Raw genomic sequence first — 16,870 nt, forward strand, 5'->3', positions numbered from 1 at the left:
AAGACAGGCACATTTCGCCTGTCTTTGCTTTCGGAAAAGTAAAATTATGGCTGTTTGCACTTATAAGCATTGGCAAACATGGTAACCGATGTGGAGAAGTCCAACGGCTCATATAAATACAATGTATCTGCGCCCAAATCTGCCGCTTTGATGCGCATTTGGTTTAACGTACCCCAAACCATGTCTTTATCTGCGTGCAGCCAATAATCATAAAAGTGCCCTTCCGAGCCAATTACCGTTCCCATTAGCTCACAGTTTTCAATCGCATTCACGTTGTCCCAAAGCACTTGGACTTGCTCAGATTCTTGGGTCGGGAACGTCACACATCCCGTCAATGATGCCGCTAACGCAAGACACATCACTCGCTTTTTCATAGTCATATCGCCTAAAAATTATTTAGATGGCGGATTTTATGAATTGCTTATGTGATGACCAACAAAATATTTCTATCGCCCCTTTAAATAGAAATAATGGAAGCGAAGAAAGCTCTAAAGGCAGCGTATACCGCTAGTAATCACATGGTATCTAAGATAAAACAGTAGCGATAATATACGGATGAGGGATAGAGTGTGGTTTCTAAAAATAAGCTAATTCGCTATACGGCTACGGAAGTCGCTGATGCATTTGAAAAAGAAGATGAGCTCATTAAACAAGTTCAGTCCAACCAACTCTCGCAAGTGCTATTACTTTGGCAAGTAAAAAGCCCGACGCTCGTGCTTCCCGCAGGTAAAAAGTGGCCTATTTCTAACGAGTTAGAACATGCGTTAAATGCGTCTGGCTGGAAACTCTTTTCCCGTAAAACTGGTGGTGCCCCCGTCCCTCAAGTACCGGGTATTATTAATCTATCCCACATCTATCACTGGCCAGACGGTGAGCCTTACGACATCAAGAAAGCGTATCTCGATTTATGTGCGATATTAACGGTTTTCTTTAAACAGCTCGGCGTGAAAGTGGATGTTCATGCTACGCCTTATTCCTACTGCGATGGCGAGTACAACCTCAACATTGGCGGGCAAAAAGTCGTGGGAACCGCGCAGCGTGTTTTACTTAAAAAAGGCGGCGGACAAGTGGTATTGTCACAAGCATGCATTCTGATTGATACCGACGTCGAGAAGATTGTCGAACCAGTACGAATGTGTAATCAGCTTTGTGGTCACAGCGATGATATTCGTGGCGATGTCCACACACCGCTCTTCAATCATATATCCGACCGCCCCTCGATAGATTCACTCTTTCAGCAACTGACTAGCGCGTTTTTAATGCATGCTAAAGGCGACTAAAGGCGCGTTAACAACCAAAAAAGAAAAGGAGCTTTCGCTCCTTTCCTACTCAATCAACCAACGTTAAAAGCGAACTTCCACTTCGACCCCTTCAATCCATCGACTTTTTTCCAACGGCTCATCAAAGCTCAGTGTGACTTTTAAATAGGCAGGCTGCCCTTCAAATGGGCTTTGAAGTTCCGAAGGCAATTTGTTCACAACCTCAACCGGCTTCGATACCGTCGCATTAAACTTTCGACCATCAGGAAATACGACTTTTGCTTTGGTTTCCATATTGCTGTATTCGAGGTATTTAGGATTTAGAAAAGCCGTAATTTCAGGTGTCACGTTGCGAGCAATCGTGAGCAATGGCGTATTTTCCGATACATTTTGCCCCTCATGCACATGAATATCGAGTACACGACCGTTCATAGGAGAACGGAAGGTGAGATCTTCTTGTTGAGCACGCTTTACTACCAGCTCACGCATTAAAGAACGATACTCTTGTGTCACTGGACCAGCCAACTCTAACTCTTCCAAGTTACGCATCGCATCCACATAAGCAATTTTCTGACTGCTTAACTGATTACTCAGTGAGTTATTCACACTCACAATAGCCGCGTAATCCACCTCAGACACTTGCCCTTTCTTTCTGTAAAGGTCGTATTTTTTCTGAATATCACGAACCTTCTTCAAGCCTTCGGCTGAGCTTTCAATAGCACTTTTGTATAGCTCATCAGTACTTTGCACCTGATTTTTAGACAGTTTCACCAGCTCATCTTTAATGAAATCAATCTCTTTATTCAACGCATTATCTTTTAACAACAGCAGCGCTTGATCCTGACTCACTTCCGTACCGACATTCACAGGCACTGGCCCAACAATGGCAGAGCGAGTTGCCGTCACCGTAAGTGGATGTGACGTGATAATGGCAGGCGCCGTCACTAACACTTGCGTTCTAAACAAGTAATAAGCCATAAACAAAAGCGGACTGATTACAATCGCTAAAATCAAGTACCAACGGAGACGATAACCGCCACGCTTTGCCTGTCCGTAGACGACTTTCATCCCGTTCTCAGACTGCGGTTTGTTTTTCTTATCTAAGTGAAAGTTAACTTTCATACTAAAACTTTTTACCTCGCTTCAATACCCACCAAGGTGCCATACTCGACTCTTCATGACTTCTCCTCACAACTTCATTAACCATTGAGAAAGCGGTAATCAAACGCATGAAAAACTGGTAGACTGGGTAAAGAAATAACCATTTCGCTGACTTCAAATCCTCTTTTTTTCTCTCTGATACAAGCCCAATGTAGACAACAAAAATCAGAGCAGATAAGAAGAGGTAGACAAAATAGAGCATTAGCATCAACGCCAATACAAATTTAAGTGGATAGACAATCACCATGTACACGCTAAATATCACCACAAGCAGCGGCAATAAAACGTTTTGAATCACGCCATAAGCCAAAGTGAATAAGAAGTTTCCCCAACCAAGTAACCGTGGAGACAACCCTTCATTGTGTTTACGCAAAAACAAAAACAATAAATCGCCATCCCAACGCAGCCGCTGCAATACCAAACCTTTCAACGTATCTGGCACATCAGTATGGCCGATGGAGTGCGTCGAAAAAGCCAATTTATTATCAGGGTAACGACGTTTGTATTGCTTCAAGCGCATGGTTAAGTCGAGATCTTCTGCGGTATGCGTATCCCAGCCCCCCACTTGCTTAAGCAAGTTCTTCCGAAACGCTCCGAAGGCGCCAGAAATGTTATTGAGCACTCCCCATGTCGCCATCCCCGTTTTACCGGCTTGCATCGACAGCATGTACTCCAAGGATTGCATTTTGGTCAACAAGTTGGCGTTGTGGTTGCGAACTCTTAACGCACCACCGCTCGCAATCACATTTTTATCCGCAAACTGTTTCATCATGGTGAAGACCATGTCGTTATCGAAAGACGTATCTCCATCCACGTTAATGACGATTTCACCGCTAGCCATTGATAAGCCGGCATTCAGTGTTGAAACCCGGCCTCCTCGTTGCCATTTTGGCAACACGCGTACTTTACGATTACGAACGCCTGCATGCCTTTTCTCACCATTTAACGCGGCATGATAGGTATCTTGGTTTTGTACCGCCCCATCAACCACAGCAAGTACTTCAATATGACCTGGGTAAACTTGCTCAACTAACGTATCGATAGTGATCCCAATCGCATCACCTTCACCATAACAAGTAATAACGAAACTCACTGAAGGAAACCGCTTTAATTCTCGGTCTTCTTGCGCATATGACCAACGAAATATCCCTGTTAGCACCAGCAAATATAGAGGTAGCTCGATAATGATCATGACGGGAAACAGTAATAGCCATAACTCTTCATTATGAAGTAGCATGCCTCGAAGATAGTCGAGCAGAACGAGACTATCTTGCAGCATAAATCTCACCCATCAGCGACTCCATCCAAACAGAAACACCGTCTTCAATGATCGGATCGGGCAGGTCCCAAGCAAAGACATCCAACTCAAACTCTTCGTCTTCAACAAGTTCACCCAGATCCGATAATTTTTGCTGTAAAATGGACAGGCTCGCGTTGGTCGTATTTGGCATTAGGACAAGCAAAACATCCTGTTTGTACTGACAACAGATATCGGTATCTCTAAACAAGCCGCTAAGACGACGCGTCAGTTGATCCATCAATGAGAATAATTTTGCATCGCCATATTGCTTACCGTATTCATCGATCGTCGGTAAATGCAGTCCAAGTAGAAGGTGCTGTTCTTTGTGTCTCAGCGCGACTTTATTTAACCATGCAAGCAAATTTTGGAAAAAGCTGACTTCCACTTTGCCTTTGATCGAGAGCTCAGGAGCTTGAATGGACTTGCCGTGTTGGAAAATGTATTCACCCACTTCACCAAGTCGATATTGGTAAATTTTCCGGACAACAAGCTCTTCGACTTTGATCTTTGAGCCACAACTTAAACATTGACTGATCGTCGCAGCTTCAACAAATAAACTGGAGCAACTATTACAAACGTGGTTTTCAAGCGGGCGATCATAATCAACGCCGATATGGCGCAGCTGGGTCAAACATTTAGGGCACTCAAGCTTTCCACGGCGCTGAAAGCTGTGTTGTTCACCAACATGGCCACAAGTGAAACAGTGCAAAGAGCTTTGAGAATCGATATCGATGCTGCTGCAATCCGGGCACACCTCTACATAATTCAAGTGTCCGCTGTTGCAATGAGAACAAACACGAATTCTATCGATCAGTACTTCCGCTTCTAATACTCCGCGACCTTGCTCTGAGAGCACGTATCGATAAGTCGAATAAATATCAGGAAACAACATATCGATGATTGGGTACGAATAAACCGACATAGACTCTAAGCTTTTTAAAGCAGTCACTCTTCGCTGACGATTGACCCCAAGCCAACCAATCAAAGGGTCTAACACTTCCGGTTCATCAATGGCATCGAGCTTATTTTGAATAGATCGCCAAATTTTTATTGATTCTCTAACTTCAAATACACCGTCGGTAACGCATCGAGAATAAGGGGTTTCCACGGAGACATAAACCGCCCAAGACCAACGCCCTTTCTCCTGATAAAACGCTTTCAGAGCAGTATCTATTTGGTGTGGATCTTGATAAGCAATACACACCATGCCACCGAGTCCCGTTGCCACCTCATCAATATGATTAACCAAAACCATATCTTCAGCTAACTCACTGACAGGCTGTTCACCAACCCAGTAGAAATTGTTATTTATTGACGACATTTTATTAGTTCTCACAACCACAAAATTAATTCATAACATCAGAAATATAGAACTTGCAGTAACAAAGCACTCTAGGTAGACAAGCCTTGCCACCGTTAAATACAACAATAGAACAAATATTTAGAGAGCTTTAACTCAGGCAGTAAAAGCAGAAAGATCTCTGAATAAAGTGTGAAGGAGGCCGTGAGTAGAGAAATCGGATAGCAAAGCGCATAGTACAACCTTTTGTTAGCAAGCTGGGATAATAGTGCGATTTGATGCTGAATGAGATCCTTGCATTCACATCAAGCTCATTGTTTTATATCAGTCGATTCCTTTCTGCTCAGCATTTAACCATACCGTCATGTGTCAAATCTGAGACTTGGTAATACTTTACTAACTAATTTCCATTAAAATTGAGTGGCAAAACACTGAATAACATTCAATCATTCTGATTATTTATCAAACAAGTATTTTTAAGCCGTTTGAGTGATTAATAATCACCATTTGTCTCGCTGTTTTTTCCGAAAGAACACGTAACACATTCAAACTACAGAATGAATCTACGTCACTTTTCTATGCTCTTTTTTGTTCAAAAAAGAAATGAGATCCAGTTCAAATATTTATCCATAACAGAATTAGTTGAAGCCAGCGCGTAAAAGCCTCAGAATGTCGCACTTTTCGTACCGATTTGTTTCGGCGCGTTGTTATCTAACTCTACAATTGAGAATCATACATATGGGTTTTACCTCTTTAGGTCTATCTGCTCCAATCCTTAAAGCTATTCAAGAAAAAGGCTACGACACCCCTTCGCCAATTCAGGCAAAAGCAATTCCTGCTATTTTGGAAGGGAAAGACGTAATGGCAGCAGCGCAGACTGGTACAGGTAAAACTGCAGGCTTTACGCTACCGATTCTTGAGCGTTTATCGAACGGCCCTCGCGTTCGTGCTAACCAAGTTCGTGCACTGATCCTAACGCCAACACGTGAGCTTGCAGCTCAGGTACAAGAAAACGTATTTATGTACGGCCGTCATCTTCCACTAAGCAGTGCGGTTGTTTTTGGTGGTGTGAAGATCAACCCGCAAATGCAGCGTCTTCGCAAAGGTGCGGATGTGTTGGTCGCGACACCAGGCCGCCTGATGGATTTGTACAACCAAAATGCAGTGAAGTTCGACCAACTGGAAGTGCTAGTACTGGACGAAGCAGACCGCATGCTGGATATGGGCTTTATCCGTGACATTCGTAAGATCCTAGCTCTGCTACCAAAACAGCGTCAGAACCTACTTTTCTCTGCAACTTTCTCGGATGAAATCCGCGACCTTGCGAAAGGCTTGGTGAACAACCCGGTTGAGATTTCCGTAAACCCGGCAAACTCGACGGCGAGAACGGTTGAGCAAAGCATCTACCCAGCAGACGTGAAGAAGAAAGCACCGATGTTGGTTAAATTGATCAAAGACGGTGATTGGAAGCAAGTGCTGGTGTTTACGAAAACGAAACACGGCGCAAACCGTCTGGCGAAGTTCCTTATCGAACAAAACCTACCGGCTGCTGCCATCCACGGCAACAAGAGCCAAGGCGCGCGTACCAAAGCACTGGCGGATTTTAAATCGGGTGAAATTCGTGTATTGGTCGCGACGGATATTGCTGCGCGCGGTATCGATATTCCTCAATTACCACAAGTGGTGAACTTTGAGCTACCTAAAGTGGCAGAAGACTACGTTCACCGTATTGGTCGTACTGGCCGCGCGGGCGAAGTAGGTAAAGCGATTTCACTTGTATGTGCGCTAGAAGCATCTGAGTTGTTTGCGATTGAACGTTTGATTCAAGAAGTGCTACCACGTAAAGAGTTGGAAGGTTTTGCGCCAACCAATGTGGTACCAGAATCTAAACTGGATACTCGTCCAATCAAACCGAAAAAACCTAAGAAGCCGAAGAAACCAAAAGCGCCAAATGCTGCGGGTGAAAACGCTCCAGCAACCGAAAAGAAAGCAGGCAATGGTGCAAACAAACCTAAACGTCGCTTCAACAGTGGTAACAACGGCAACAAAAACAGCACCAACCAAGGCGGTGAGGGCAAGCCTAAAGGCAACCGTGAAGGCCAAGGTCGTGCAAACAGTAAACCAGATGACCGTAAACCTAACGGCAACAAGCCAAATGGCAATAAACCGAATGGAAATAAACCAAACGGTAATAAGAGTGGCAACGCTGGTAAACCGTCTGGTAACCGCAAGCCAAACAATGCTAAGCCTGCAGGAAACAAACCATCAGGTCAGCGCCGTAAACCTCGTCCGCAGGCTGCAAACTAATCTGTAAACGGCCACTGATAGCAAATACAACAAAGCCGCTGATAATCTCAGCGGCTTTGTCTTTCTTAGAACACAATTTTTAGAACAAAGCTTTGTTAAAACAGCCTACATTAAAGGTGTGATTCGAATATCTGCGATTTGCGCTTCGTTCTTTTCACCCTCAATACCACCAGCGTAGATGTAGGTTTCATTCGATGTGAGGTAACTCATATTGAAGTGGTCCTTCAGCGCGATCTGATAGGTTTTCCCCTGCTCCAACGTCACTTCAATTGGCGTTGAGTAACGCATACCTTGGTTTTCACCAATATGGCCCATCTGCAAGTAACCTTGACCAACCACTTTACCTGCATCATCCAATACCTCTAACAGTTTCACGGTGTTCGTGATACCGGTATTAAGTTGTCCTAGGTTATTGTTGTACCAAGCATCGAACTGGTAAGTGCCCGTTACAGGAGCTGTAAACGACTCTACACCTTTTACGATGCCGCTGTCTTTGCTCACCGTAACCACTGAGACATTGTCTTTGAGTGGCTGATATTCGCCAGCAAGTTTGATGCGGCTCTCTTCACCGACACAAACTGGTTGGCTTGGGTTAGAACGGAAGCCTTTATCGTTAATGCTTTCAGCCAAATAACAAGCAAAACCTGTTGGCGTATCGGAATAAGATTGAGCAATCACGTTCTTTTGAATCAGCTCGCCATTGCGATACAAGTTCACGTTGTACTTGCTCGTCACGTCAATCGAAACCGAATTATCAACGCTTTTTACTACCAGTTTTGGCTCTTGCGGAGAATAAACGCGGCTGTCTTCACTCACATACGGTTTCACACCAGAAACTAAAGTAATGCTGCTATCTACATTCACAAGCGCGCCCAGTGTCACGTGGAAATGCCCCTCTTCGTCCATCGTGACATTTTCAACTGGGTAGTAGCCTGTTTCATCTTTGCTTACTTCAGGCAAGTCAATCGTTACCGAGTAGTTCTTTCCTTTGAAGGCAAAGTTTTCCAACGTGATTTGTTCAGACTTAGCCAACAAGTTATTGCGCACCCAACTTGTGATAAATGGCTTCACTTCCAACTTACCTGTTTCGGTATGGATGCCAAATAGGGTCTCTACCACCATGTTCAAGTAGCCACCCACAGACCAAAGCTGACGCTGAGAGTTAATCACTGGGCCATCCAAGCTCGGATCTTCGCCATGATCACTATGGATGATGAATGACTTACCAGAAAGCCACTCTAAGTTTTCCATGTTGGATAAATTGGTCGCTGTACCACGAACCAACGATTGAATGGCATTGTTCGCCGCAGCCACGTTTTGTGTTTGATGCGCGGCGCGCAAGCTGTACGCGGTAACAAATGGCCAAATTGCGCGGTTATGGTACACAGGCACATCCGGTTGTTGAGGGAAATAAACCGGCACGCCAAACTCACTGTGTGGGTAATTGGCCATGATTTGTTTCGCCTGCGCATCACTTGCCACGCCACTGATGATCGCAAGTGCTTCGCCCAACATGTCGTATTTGTCGACCGCGATGTCTTTGCCATTATCAAACAAATAGCTTACGTACATACCGCGTTCGGCATTCCAAAACTGCTCGTTGATAGCGGTTTTTAACTGCTCAGCCCAATCGGTGTATTTGACCGCGTTGGTTGAATCGTACTTCTCTGCCAACTTAGCCGCGAGCTGAATCGCGCGGTAGTGAACCACGTTTGTCGATAACGCTTTGCTGCTACCAATCGCATTGACATCGTTTGGCGTCCACGTTGAATACGTTTGCTCACGCCAATCGAGGAATGATTGCTCACCAGTGTATAAACCAGATTTCGCATCAAAAGCCGCCAGGCGATCGGCTTCAAGTGTATTACTGATGGCTTTATATGCGCGCTCAGCAAACTGGTTGTACTCTTCTCCATCCAATGCCGAAAGTAAGCGTTCTGCACCAAGCGCCCAAGTCGTGCGGTCGGTACTGATTGGCCAGCTGCCGCCAGTGCCCGTGTCTTGCACAATCTGCTCGCCATCATATTGCTGATCAGTCGTGTCGCGGAAAGCAGACAATTTAAAGTTAAGACCATTTTGCACGCGAGTTGGATTCATCAAAGCAAGCGAAAGGTCTGCTGCGTACGCCAAATCACGCGTCCACACGTAATGCCATTTCGCGCCCGTCTCAAAAACTTCCGCTTTGATTGGGTTGTTGTAGTTGTAATTGCCATCTTTGATTTCAGAAACAGCAAGCTGGTCTAGCTCTTTCATCGTCAACGCAAACAACGCGTCAAACGCGACATCACCCGACACCACTCGCGGCCCTGTTTGTTCATTAATCACTAAGCCTTGGTCGAGCGCATCACGCAATTCTGTCGTCGTTGAAATACCAAATTCACGCTGCTTGGCTTTTGGGTCTTTCACCGAGAAAATCACGGTATCACTCGAGTCATCGTAATTGGCGAACAGTTTCACTTCTTTACTCTGATGCCCTTCATGCACCATTGCAGGGTCGAGAATCGCATCAGAGTAGTATTTTTCCGCTTCTTCTTGCGTTGCTTTTGTCACAGTCATTGTCGCGCGACTTTCATCGGCAAAGCTCACAGAAAACTTGTAATACCCTTTGTCTTCAAACGTGATCTCAGAGTTGCAATCATCGTTCATACACGCTTCATTTGTGTCTGGTTTTGGCAGGTACTCCTGAGCTTTATCGAACGCCGCGGGCTCCTCAAAATAGGTGTATTGGATCTGCCAACCCGGATCAGCAATCTTGAACTGATTGCTACCTCGAGCGACGCGCAGTACGGTTTCGTACTCGTTATTACCCAAATAGTTTAGCTTGGCATGCTCTGCCGTGCCCCAATCCCCATTTAAACCACGTAAATATAAGTCGGCTGAAATAATTGGTTTGTCGACCTGCACAGGCGCATCAGAGGAATCTGACCCACACCCAGCAAGACCAATACAAGACGCGACAGCAAGCGCAATAAAACTCGGTTTCATGTTCATCCCTTAGATTGTTGTTTTAGCGACAGTCTAAAGAACACCCTTTTGAGGGGAAAATAGGAAGTCAGGAGCGAGCTATAGATAACATCTATACGTCAAACCCCAACAGTGATGTAGATCTATGAAATGCGCATAATTTCAATCAAATGAGATTACAGATTTGTGATTTATAAATGAAATTGTGCAAAATACCCCTCGTTATTAGAGGGGAAAGAAAATGGACAAATCTCTGCAGCAATTTTTACTGGTTGCACGCTGCCAAAGCATCAGTGCTGCGGCAAGAATGGCAGGGTTAAGCCAGCCAACGGTAACAAGCAATTTAAAGAAGCTAGAAGAGAATCTCGGCGTGACGCTGTTTGAACGTCATCCTAATGGCATGGTGTTGACCGAATACGGACGCATCCTCTATCGCCATAGCAACGCGATGCAGCATGAATACAACCAAATGATGCAAAGCATTGATGAACGGAAACAGTACCAAGTCGGAAAAATTAAAATGGGTACTGGCGATGCGTGGTGGCCGCTGTTCGTCAAACAAGCTCTCAATGAACATCTGACCAAGCAGCCATCGGCATCTACGCACGTCGAATTTGGTAACCACTTAGGCTTGATGGATTCATTAATCAACGAACAGATTGAATTCTTCATCGGCCACGAGATTGTCGGCTTGTCGTCTAAATGCGATGTTACGTTTATTCCGCTATTTCAAACGGTTGATGCCTATTTTGTTTCCCCAAACCACCCACTTCTAGGGAAAACCGTCACCGAAGAGATGCTGCACGAATACCCCGCTCTTTCGGTCACTTATGACGCTAAGAAATTCGCTCACGTCATCGATAACCCAATCCCGAAACAAAATGAACGCGAAAGGCAGCAACTGGATGACAGACCGACTTACGAAGTGGATTCTCTGCTCGCCAGTATTGATGTACTGAAAGAAAGCGTCGCGGTGATGTCTTATACCGGCCACCTGAAACCATATTTGGAATCTTTTGGCTTACGATGCTTAACCATGGAAAACGAACCAAACCCTGGCACCGTCGGGATTTATCGCCACCGCCGAGAAACCTCGGAATCGCATCTAGATCTGATTGCTGGCATCACTCAGCGCGCTAAATTGCTCAACTAGAAAGTCCAAAAACAGGCGAACTCTTTTCGGTTGATATTGACGGCTTTGATAAATGACATGCAGATCCGCTTCAGCGCCTTGCGAAAAGGCGCTGAAGTTTTTCATATACCCATCCAAAACCGTTACTAAACGTTGTTGTTTTAGGTCTTGCTGAATATCTAAAATCGATTTCAACGCAATCCCCGCACCGTCCAACGCCCATTGTCGAATCACTTCACCATCATCAGAAAAGCGCTTTGGCGTGACCGTGATCGTTTGGTGAGACTCTTCATCTTTAAAGTGCCACGTTTTTAATTCTTCATTGCTGCGCACCATGGCTAAGCAGCGATGATCCGCGAGATCTTGAGGACAGTTGGGGATACCTTGCTTCAACAAATAATCAGGTGACGCACACAGTACGCGTTGACTCGATGCCAGCTTGCGCGAAATGAGATTGCTGTCCGCTAACTCGCCGTAACGAATCACTAAATCGAGCCCCGATTCAGCCAAGTTCGACAAATTGTCATTAAGATAAAGATAAGGCGTCACATCCGGATATTGCTCAGAAAAAGCCGACACCATCGGCGAAATAATTTGTTTGCCAATATCTCGTGGAGCTGAAATTTTCAACGTTCCGCGCACTTCCGAAATACCCGTTTGCAGTAAGTTTTCCGTCTCTTTCACGCTATCAATGATGTTCAGACAAGCTTGATGGTACATTGCCCCTGCGTCCGTAAGTGATACGTGGCGTGTGCTTCGGTTGAGCAGCTTTACGCCATAGCGTTCTTCTATCGCTTGCAGCCTTGCCGTTACCGACGCCGGAGACAAACCTAACTCCCTTCCCGCCGCTGCCAGACCTTGATGTTTAACGATGCTGACAAACAACGTCATATCCGAAAACTTATCCATCTTCGCGCCCTTATTATTTGGAAAAACTGAATAATCAATTCAGATATTACCCAATTATCAAATTAAATCGAATCCATATACTGACCCTATCGACATTGTTTAGACCCAGAACGTTATGTGACAGGGCAAAGTTAAACGCCGTAACGCTGTTCAACGCACAACAACACGCCCTGCCCAGCCAAGAGATAGGAAACAAAAATGAAACTGTACATTTATGAACATTGCCCCTTTAGCGCCCGCGTCCGTTTTGTTGCAGGCATGCTGAATATTCAGCTCGACGTCATCAACATTGCTTATGACGACGAGAGCACCACCACAAACATCATCGGCGCAAAACAAGTTCCTCTTTTGATCAAAGACAATGGTGAAGCCATGGCGGAAAGCTTAGACATCATCAACTACTTCCTTGAATTGGCATCTTCCAACGAAAGCAGCCAACCCTCAACACCGGTTTTAGACTGGCAAAAACAAGCGTTTTTACCGCTACAAAAAGTCGGGTATCCGCGTTGGTCAAACATGACATTACCGGAATTTGCAACAGAAACCGCTAAACAAGCATGGCGTGAAAAAAAAGAAACCGAAGCGTTAAATTTTGAAGCTTTGATTAACGATACACCTGCGATTGCGAAAGAAGTCGCCGCTTTGATAGAACAAACCAAACCCTTGCTCAACCTAAGTTCAGAAAAGCAAACATCACTGGTTGATCAGGCCATTATGTTCTCCATTCTACGCGGTTTTTTCAGTGCGCCCGAAGTGCAATGGGATCCAGCCGTACTTCACTGGATGGCAACCGCTCGTAAAGCGACCAACGTGCCAGTACTTATCTGAGGAGCGCAACATGAAACAAAGAACAAATAAGCTGTTTGAACCAGCTCAACTGAAAGCGTTGTCACTACAAAACCGTATTGTCATGGCACCAATGACTCGCGCACGCACCACTCAGCCGGGCAACATCCCGAATGAGATGATGGCAACGTATTATCAACAGCGCGCTTCTGCCGGGCTGATCATTTCCGAAGCCACACAAATTTCGGACGATTCTCAAGGTTATTCGTTCACCCCTGGCGTTTACACCGATGCGCAAGTGGCGGGCTGGCAGGGTGTGACCCAAGCGGTCAAATCACAAGGCGCAGCGATGTTTTGTCAGCTATGGCATGTGGGCAGAGTGTCTCATCCAACATTCCAAAATGGTGAACAGCCTATCGCGCCATCTGCGCTCGCTCCGGTAGAGACGCAAGTTTGGATTGCGGACGAACAAGGCAACGGCAATATGGTCGATTGTGTTGAGCCACGCGCAATGACACAAGCGGATATCAACCGAGTTGTCGGTGATTTCGCGAACGCAGCCAAACGCGCCATTGAATCGGGTTTTGATGGTGTAGAAATCCACGGCGGGAATGGGTATCTGATCGATCAGTTCTTAAGAACCAACTCAAACTATCGAACAGACAACTACGGCGGTTCACGAGAAAATCGTATTCGTTTTCTTATCGAAGTAGTGGATGCAGTTATCGCCGCTGTTGGTGCGCATCGAGTTGGAGTGAGATTGGCACCATTCATTACGTTTAAAGATATGGACTGCCCAGATATCGTGCCAACAATCTTAGAGGCATCAAAACAGCTACAGGAGCGCGACATTGCCTACTTGCACTTGTCCGAGGCCGATTGGGCCGATGCACCAACGATTCCCGAGACGTTTCGAATCGAACTTAGAAAGCGCTTTCGCAACGCTATTATTGTTGCAGGTCGCTACGATCCTCAACGAGCAAACGAAGTGTTAGAGAAAGGCTACGCGGATCTTGTCGCATTCGGACGGCCATTCGTAGCAAACCCAGACTTAGTCTCTCGCTTGCAACATCACCATCCGTTGGCAGAACTCGATGGCTCAACGTTGTTCGGTGGAAACGAACGAGGCTACACCGATTACCCTGCTCTGCAACAGGAATACGCAGAACAGGCCTAACAAAAAAAGCCCCAACCTAGCTGCTACGGTTGGGGCTGTCACCAAACTAGAATTGGTTTTAGCTAGCTTAATCTGGCTAAGAGTTAAATCACTTCTAACGCGCCGCTGCGCCAAGGTTCGATAACGACTTTGATGTGATCATTTGGCGTCATTAACTGTCTAAACGCATCTTCCACACCATCGATTCCCACTTTGGCGGTAAGCATTTTCTGCCAAGGCAACTTGTGTTCGGCAATCGCTTGTAGGCATTGCTCAAACTCGTGCGGTTGATAGTAGTAAGAGAATCTCAAATCGAGCTCTTTTACCGTCGCGTACGCGTAGTTAATGGTCGCTGGAGCCGTATGAATGCCTGATACAACGATTCGAGATCGGGCAGGAGCACGGCGCATGAAGTCATCAATTAAAGTATGTTTGCCCACACACTCATAAATGACCAGACGTGAGTTCATCGCGTACCGCTCAGCAACGGCGATCTCGTCTTCCTTGTTCGGGTTGATCAACCGATCTGCGCCAAACTCGCTGGCAAGTTGCAGCTTCTCTTCCTGAAGATCAACCGCAAGAATGTTACTCACGCCGCGTTGTTTGAGCGCTGCAATCACCGCCAGCCCTATAGGGCCACAACCGACAACCAGCGCTGTTTCTTCCGTTTCGATTTCACTGCGATTGACCGCATGCAAACCGACCGCCAGCGGCTCGGTTAACGCTGCCGCTTCAGACGGCATTTCGTCGGGCACTGGCAGTAGGAGCGCTTCATCAAGTAGGAAATACTCAGAGTAAGCGCCGTAAGTACCCGGAGTGACACCAACGCCTGCGCCATTTTGGCTGAGCAACATCGGCACAGAGGTGACTCGGCTACCGACAGGCAACGTTTGCTGCGTATCGGCACCGTATTCGACAATTTCCGCACAGAATTCATGTCCCAACATCACTTGAGCGTGCTCACCTACTTCATCAGGCATCAACCCGAGCTGGTGGAATACATCAAACACCTCATCCGCGTGTCGAGTAATGTGTAGGTCGGAGCCACAAATCCCACAGGCGAGACTACGAACCAAGACTTGTCCCGCTGCGGGTTTGGGGATTTCGACTTGCTTCAGGCGGACACTACCATCCTGCATTACGATACTGTTCATCTGTTGCATGGGGTTACTCCGCTAGCTCATCACTCAGGGCAGCAATCGCACCCGGTTTGATATAGCGCGCAGTGAAGCCTTGCGCTTTGGCAGCGGCAACCACCACTTGCTCAATCCAACCTGCATCCATGATGTTGATAAAGTTACCCTCTTCGTCAAAGTTAATGTTCGCACCTTGGATCACCATAAAGCCATCTGCGCCACCCGACTCTTCTGGACAGTGAAAGGTATGAATCGAACCGCCCGGCTCATATAAGTAGCTACCAGCGGTTTGGACTTGGTCTGGATACTCGATGTAGTGCCACGCGCCACTCAGTGTATAGAAATGCACCACACCAGTATGGAAGTGCTTAGGCAGAGTGATACCCGGTTTGAACTTGGCGCGAATCACCCACGTACCATTTTCTGGGTCAAGAAACAGCGGGTAAACATCAACGCCCGGTAGCGCGTCTTTGATGATCGACTCTTCATTCGTATTAAAAGTTAATAGGAAATCTTGATGCTGAATAACTTCTGGTAATGACATAACTTACATCCTCACTATTGCTGTAATTTGGCGTGCTCGCCTATTCCATCTACCCCATGAGTGGGTACTTAAAATTCTCGAAACCGTCAGATGCGCTAATGGTGCAGCCGTTGATACAGTTTGCTTTTTCGCTGACAAGAAACGCCACCACGTTGGCAATCTCTTCTGGTTGCGTGAAGTTTTGACGCATCTGTTCTTTGCGGATGTGGTTCCACAAGCCAATCTCTTCGTATTGCCTTAACATCGGAGTATCAACGCGTCCCGGAGCGACCGCGCACACACGAATATCCAGAGGCGCTAACTCTAAAGCGGCGCATTTGGTCATCATATCGACTGCGGCTTTACTGACGTTGTAGGTAAACGTCATCTCGGAGGCCATTTGGGCGTAAACGGAAGAGGTATTGAGGATCACGCCCGGTGTCCCTTGCGCTTGGAATTGTCGTCCAGCGGCGAGAATTCCATAGTAAACGCCGTTTTGGTTGACTTTAGAGATAGGCTCAAAGTCGGCGATAGGATCATGTTCAAGCAGAGGTTTCGGTGCGCCGATGCCTGCATTGTTGACCATGATGTCAAGTGAGCCAAATTGTTCGACCGCGTACTTCACCATGGCTTCGACTTGTTGGTAATCGGTGACGTCCGCAACAAAGGTTTCCAACTGCTTAGAGCCAAAACTTGTGTACATTTGCAGTGATTGCTCTGAAATATCGACAGCAAGCACTTTGGCTCCTTGCTCTCTTAGCTTTGCAATAATAGCTTGCCCAATTCCACCCGCAGCGCCAGTCACGATGGCAGTTTTATTGATAAGTTCCATACAGCTTCTCATCCATGCGTTGTTGTTATCGAAATGTAACTTAGATCAACTCACTGGCACTCACTTGACCTTTTACGAAGTAAATTTGATATATTGCGATTTACA

Annotated in this window: 14 protein-coding genes; 5 read left to right on the forward strand and 9 right to left on the reverse strand. The window is 46.1% G+C overall.

Annotation, left to right across the window (positions count from 1 at the left end; genetic code table 11):
* Positions 1-44: 44 nt before the first annotated feature.
* A complete protein-coding gene (locus MTR11_RS15905; RefSeq protein WP_005392758.1) occupies positions 45-374 on the reverse strand; it encodes a DUF4156 domain-containing protein in 330 nt (109 codons plus the stop codon).
* 195 nt (positions 375-569) lie between these two features.
* Between MTR11_RS15905 and MTR11_RS15910 the strand changes: the two genes are divergently transcribed.
* Positions 570-1,280, forward strand: coding sequence for a biotin/lipoate A/B protein ligase family protein (locus tag MTR11_RS15910; RefSeq protein WP_243328027.1), 711 nt, complete (start codon positions 570-572; stop codon positions 1,278-1,280).
* A gap of 63 nt (positions 1,281-1,343) precedes the next feature.
* Here MTR11_RS15910 and MTR11_RS15915 read toward each other — a convergent pair whose 3' ends face one another.
* From MTR11_RS15915 to MTR11_RS15925, 3 genes are read right to left on the reverse strand one after another with little or no spacing between them, the layout of a single operon-like run.
* Positions 1,344-2,381 carry an HlyD family secretion protein gene (locus MTR11_RS15915; RefSeq protein ID WP_167427297.1) on the reverse strand — a complete coding sequence of 346 codons (1,038 nt, stop codon included), beginning with the start codon at positions 2,379-2,381 and terminating at the stop codon, positions 1,344-1,346.
* 1 nt (position 2,382) lies between these two features.
* A complete protein-coding gene (locus tag MTR11_RS15920; protein ID WP_167427296.1) occupies positions 2,383-3,699 on the reverse strand; it encodes a glycosyltransferase family 2 protein in 1,317 nt (438 codons plus the stop codon).
* On the reverse strand, positions 3,686-5,041 hold the full coding sequence (locus tag MTR11_RS15925) for a diguanylate cyclase domain-containing protein (protein WP_167427295.1): 1,356 nt from the start codon (positions 5,039-5,041) through the stop codon (positions 3,686-3,688). The genes MTR11_RS15920 and MTR11_RS15925 overlap by 14 nt, the downstream gene beginning before the upstream one ends.
* Before the next feature lie 717 nt (positions 5,042-5,758).
* Between MTR11_RS15925 and MTR11_RS15930 the strand changes: the two genes are divergently transcribed.
* Positions 5,759-7,327 carry a DEAD/DEAH box helicase gene (locus tag MTR11_RS15930; RefSeq protein WP_085343252.1) on the forward strand — a complete coding sequence of 523 codons (1,569 nt, stop codon included), beginning with the start codon at positions 5,759-5,761 and terminating at the stop codon, positions 7,325-7,327.
* A 105-nt stretch (positions 7,328-7,432) separates the two neighbouring features.
* Here MTR11_RS15930 and MTR11_RS15935 read toward each other — a convergent pair whose 3' ends face one another.
* Positions 7,433-10,312: an MGH1-like glycoside hydrolase domain-containing protein gene (locus MTR11_RS15935; RefSeq protein ID WP_085343253.1), complete on the reverse strand. Its 2,880-nt coding sequence runs from the start codon at positions 10,310-10,312 to the stop codon at positions 7,433-7,435.
* A gap of 220 nt (positions 10,313-10,532) precedes the next feature.
* Between MTR11_RS15935 and MTR11_RS15940 the strand changes: the two genes are divergently transcribed.
* On the forward strand, positions 10,533-11,444 hold the full coding sequence (locus tag MTR11_RS15940) for a LysR family transcriptional regulator (protein WP_005392753.1): 912 nt from the start codon (positions 10,533-10,535) through the stop codon (positions 11,442-11,444).
* On the opposite strand, the gene MTR11_RS15945 is transcribed toward MTR11_RS15940, so the two are convergent.
* Positions 11,397-12,332, reverse strand: a complete 936-nt coding sequence (locus MTR11_RS15945) for a LysR family transcriptional regulator (protein WP_085343254.1) — start codon at positions 12,330-12,332, stop codon at positions 11,397-11,399. The genes MTR11_RS15940 and MTR11_RS15945 overlap by 48 nt on opposite strands.
* A gap of 198 nt (positions 12,333-12,530) precedes the next feature.
* Between MTR11_RS15945 and grxB the strand changes: the two genes are divergently transcribed.
* Together grxB and MTR11_RS15955 are read left to right on the forward strand one after the other, a co-directional pair.
* The gene (gene grxB, locus MTR11_RS15950; protein WP_085343255.1) at positions 12,531-13,160 is read left to right on the forward strand and encodes a glutaredoxin 2; all 630 of its coding nucleotides are present in this window, start codon (positions 12,531-12,533) and stop codon (positions 13,158-13,160) included.
* A gap of 10 nt (positions 13,161-13,170) precedes the next feature.
* Positions 13,171-14,295, forward strand: a complete 1,125-nt coding sequence (locus MTR11_RS15955; protein WP_243328028.1) for an alkene reductase — start codon at positions 13,171-13,173, stop codon at positions 14,293-14,295.
* A gap of 83 nt (positions 14,296-14,378) precedes the next feature.
* Here the strand turns inward: MTR11_RS15955 and MTR11_RS15960 are convergent, their stop codons facing one another.
* Genes MTR11_RS15960 through MTR11_RS15970 form a run of 3 tightly spaced genes read right to left on the reverse strand, consistent with a single transcriptional unit; the run spans position 14,379 to position 16,765 of the window.
* On the reverse strand, positions 14,379-15,437 hold the full coding sequence (locus MTR11_RS15960; RefSeq protein WP_085343256.1) for a zinc-binding dehydrogenase: 1,059 nt from the start codon (positions 15,435-15,437) through the stop codon (positions 14,379-14,381).
* A gap of 4 nt (positions 15,438-15,441) precedes the next feature.
* Positions 15,442-15,954, reverse strand: a complete 513-nt coding sequence (locus MTR11_RS15965; RefSeq protein WP_085343257.1) for a 2,4'-dihydroxyacetophenone dioxygenase family protein — start codon at positions 15,952-15,954, stop codon at positions 15,442-15,444.
* A gap of 49 nt (positions 15,955-16,003) precedes the next feature.
* Positions 16,004-16,765, reverse strand: coding sequence for an SDR family NAD(P)-dependent oxidoreductase (locus MTR11_RS15970; protein ID WP_243328029.1), 762 nt, complete (start codon positions 16,763-16,765; stop codon positions 16,004-16,006).
* Positions 16,766-16,870 lie beyond the last annotated feature (105 nt).

This window comes from Vibrio sp. CCB-PB317 (genome assembly GCF_022808245.1).
GTDB classification, from domain to species: Bacteria; Pseudomonadota; Gammaproteobacteria; order Enterobacterales; family Vibrionaceae; genus Vibrio; species Vibrio diabolicus.

Excerpts from the sequence above, each read along its gene's own strand:
- MTR11_RS15945 (WP_085343254.1), bottom strand. The coding sequence starts at position 12,332 with ATGGATAAGTTTTCGGATATGACGTTGTTTGTCAGCATCGTTAAACAT.
- MTR11_RS15925 (WP_167427295.1), bottom strand. The coding sequence starts at position 5,041 with ATGTCGTCAATAAATAACAATTTCTACTGGGTTGGTGAACAGCCTGTC.
- MTR11_RS15935 (WP_085343253.1), bottom strand. The coding sequence starts at position 10,312 with ATGAAACCGAGTTTTATTGCGCTTGCTGTCGCGTCTTGTATTGGTCTT.
- MTR11_RS15955 (WP_243328028.1), top strand. The coding sequence starts at position 13,171 with ATGAAACAAAGAACAAATAAGCTGTTTGAACCAGCTCAACTGAAAGCG.
- MTR11_RS15905 (WP_005392758.1), bottom strand. The coding sequence starts at position 374 with ATGAAAAAGCGAGTGATGTGTCTTGCGTTAGCGGCATCATTGACGGGA.
- MTR11_RS15920 (WP_167427296.1), bottom strand. The coding sequence starts at position 3,699 with ATGCTGCAAGATAGTCTCGTTCTGCTCGACTATCTTCGAGGCATGCTA.
- MTR11_RS15970 (WP_243328029.1), bottom strand. The coding sequence starts at position 16,765 with ATGGAACTTATCAATAAAACTGCCATCGTGACTGGCGCTGCGGGTGGA.
- MTR11_RS15965 (WP_085343257.1), bottom strand. The coding sequence starts at position 15,954 with ATGTCATTACCAGAAGTTATTCAGCATCAAGATTTCCTATTAACTTTT.
- MTR11_RS15960 (WP_085343256.1), bottom strand. The coding sequence starts at position 15,437 with ATGCAACAGATGAACAGTATCGTAATGCAGGATGGTAGTGTCCGCCTG.
- MTR11_RS15915 (WP_167427297.1), bottom strand. The coding sequence starts at position 2,381 with ATGAAAGTTAACTTTCACTTAGATAAGAAAAACAAACCGCAGTCTGAG.
- MTR11_RS15940 (WP_005392753.1), top strand. The coding sequence starts at position 10,533 with ATGGACAAATCTCTGCAGCAATTTTTACTGGTTGCACGCTGCCAAAGC.
- grxB (WP_085343255.1), top strand. The coding sequence starts at position 12,531 with ATGAAACTGTACATTTATGAACATTGCCCCTTTAGCGCCCGCGTCCGT.
- MTR11_RS15930 (WP_085343252.1), top strand. The coding sequence starts at position 5,759 with ATGGGTTTTACCTCTTTAGGTCTATCTGCTCCAATCCTTAAAGCTATT.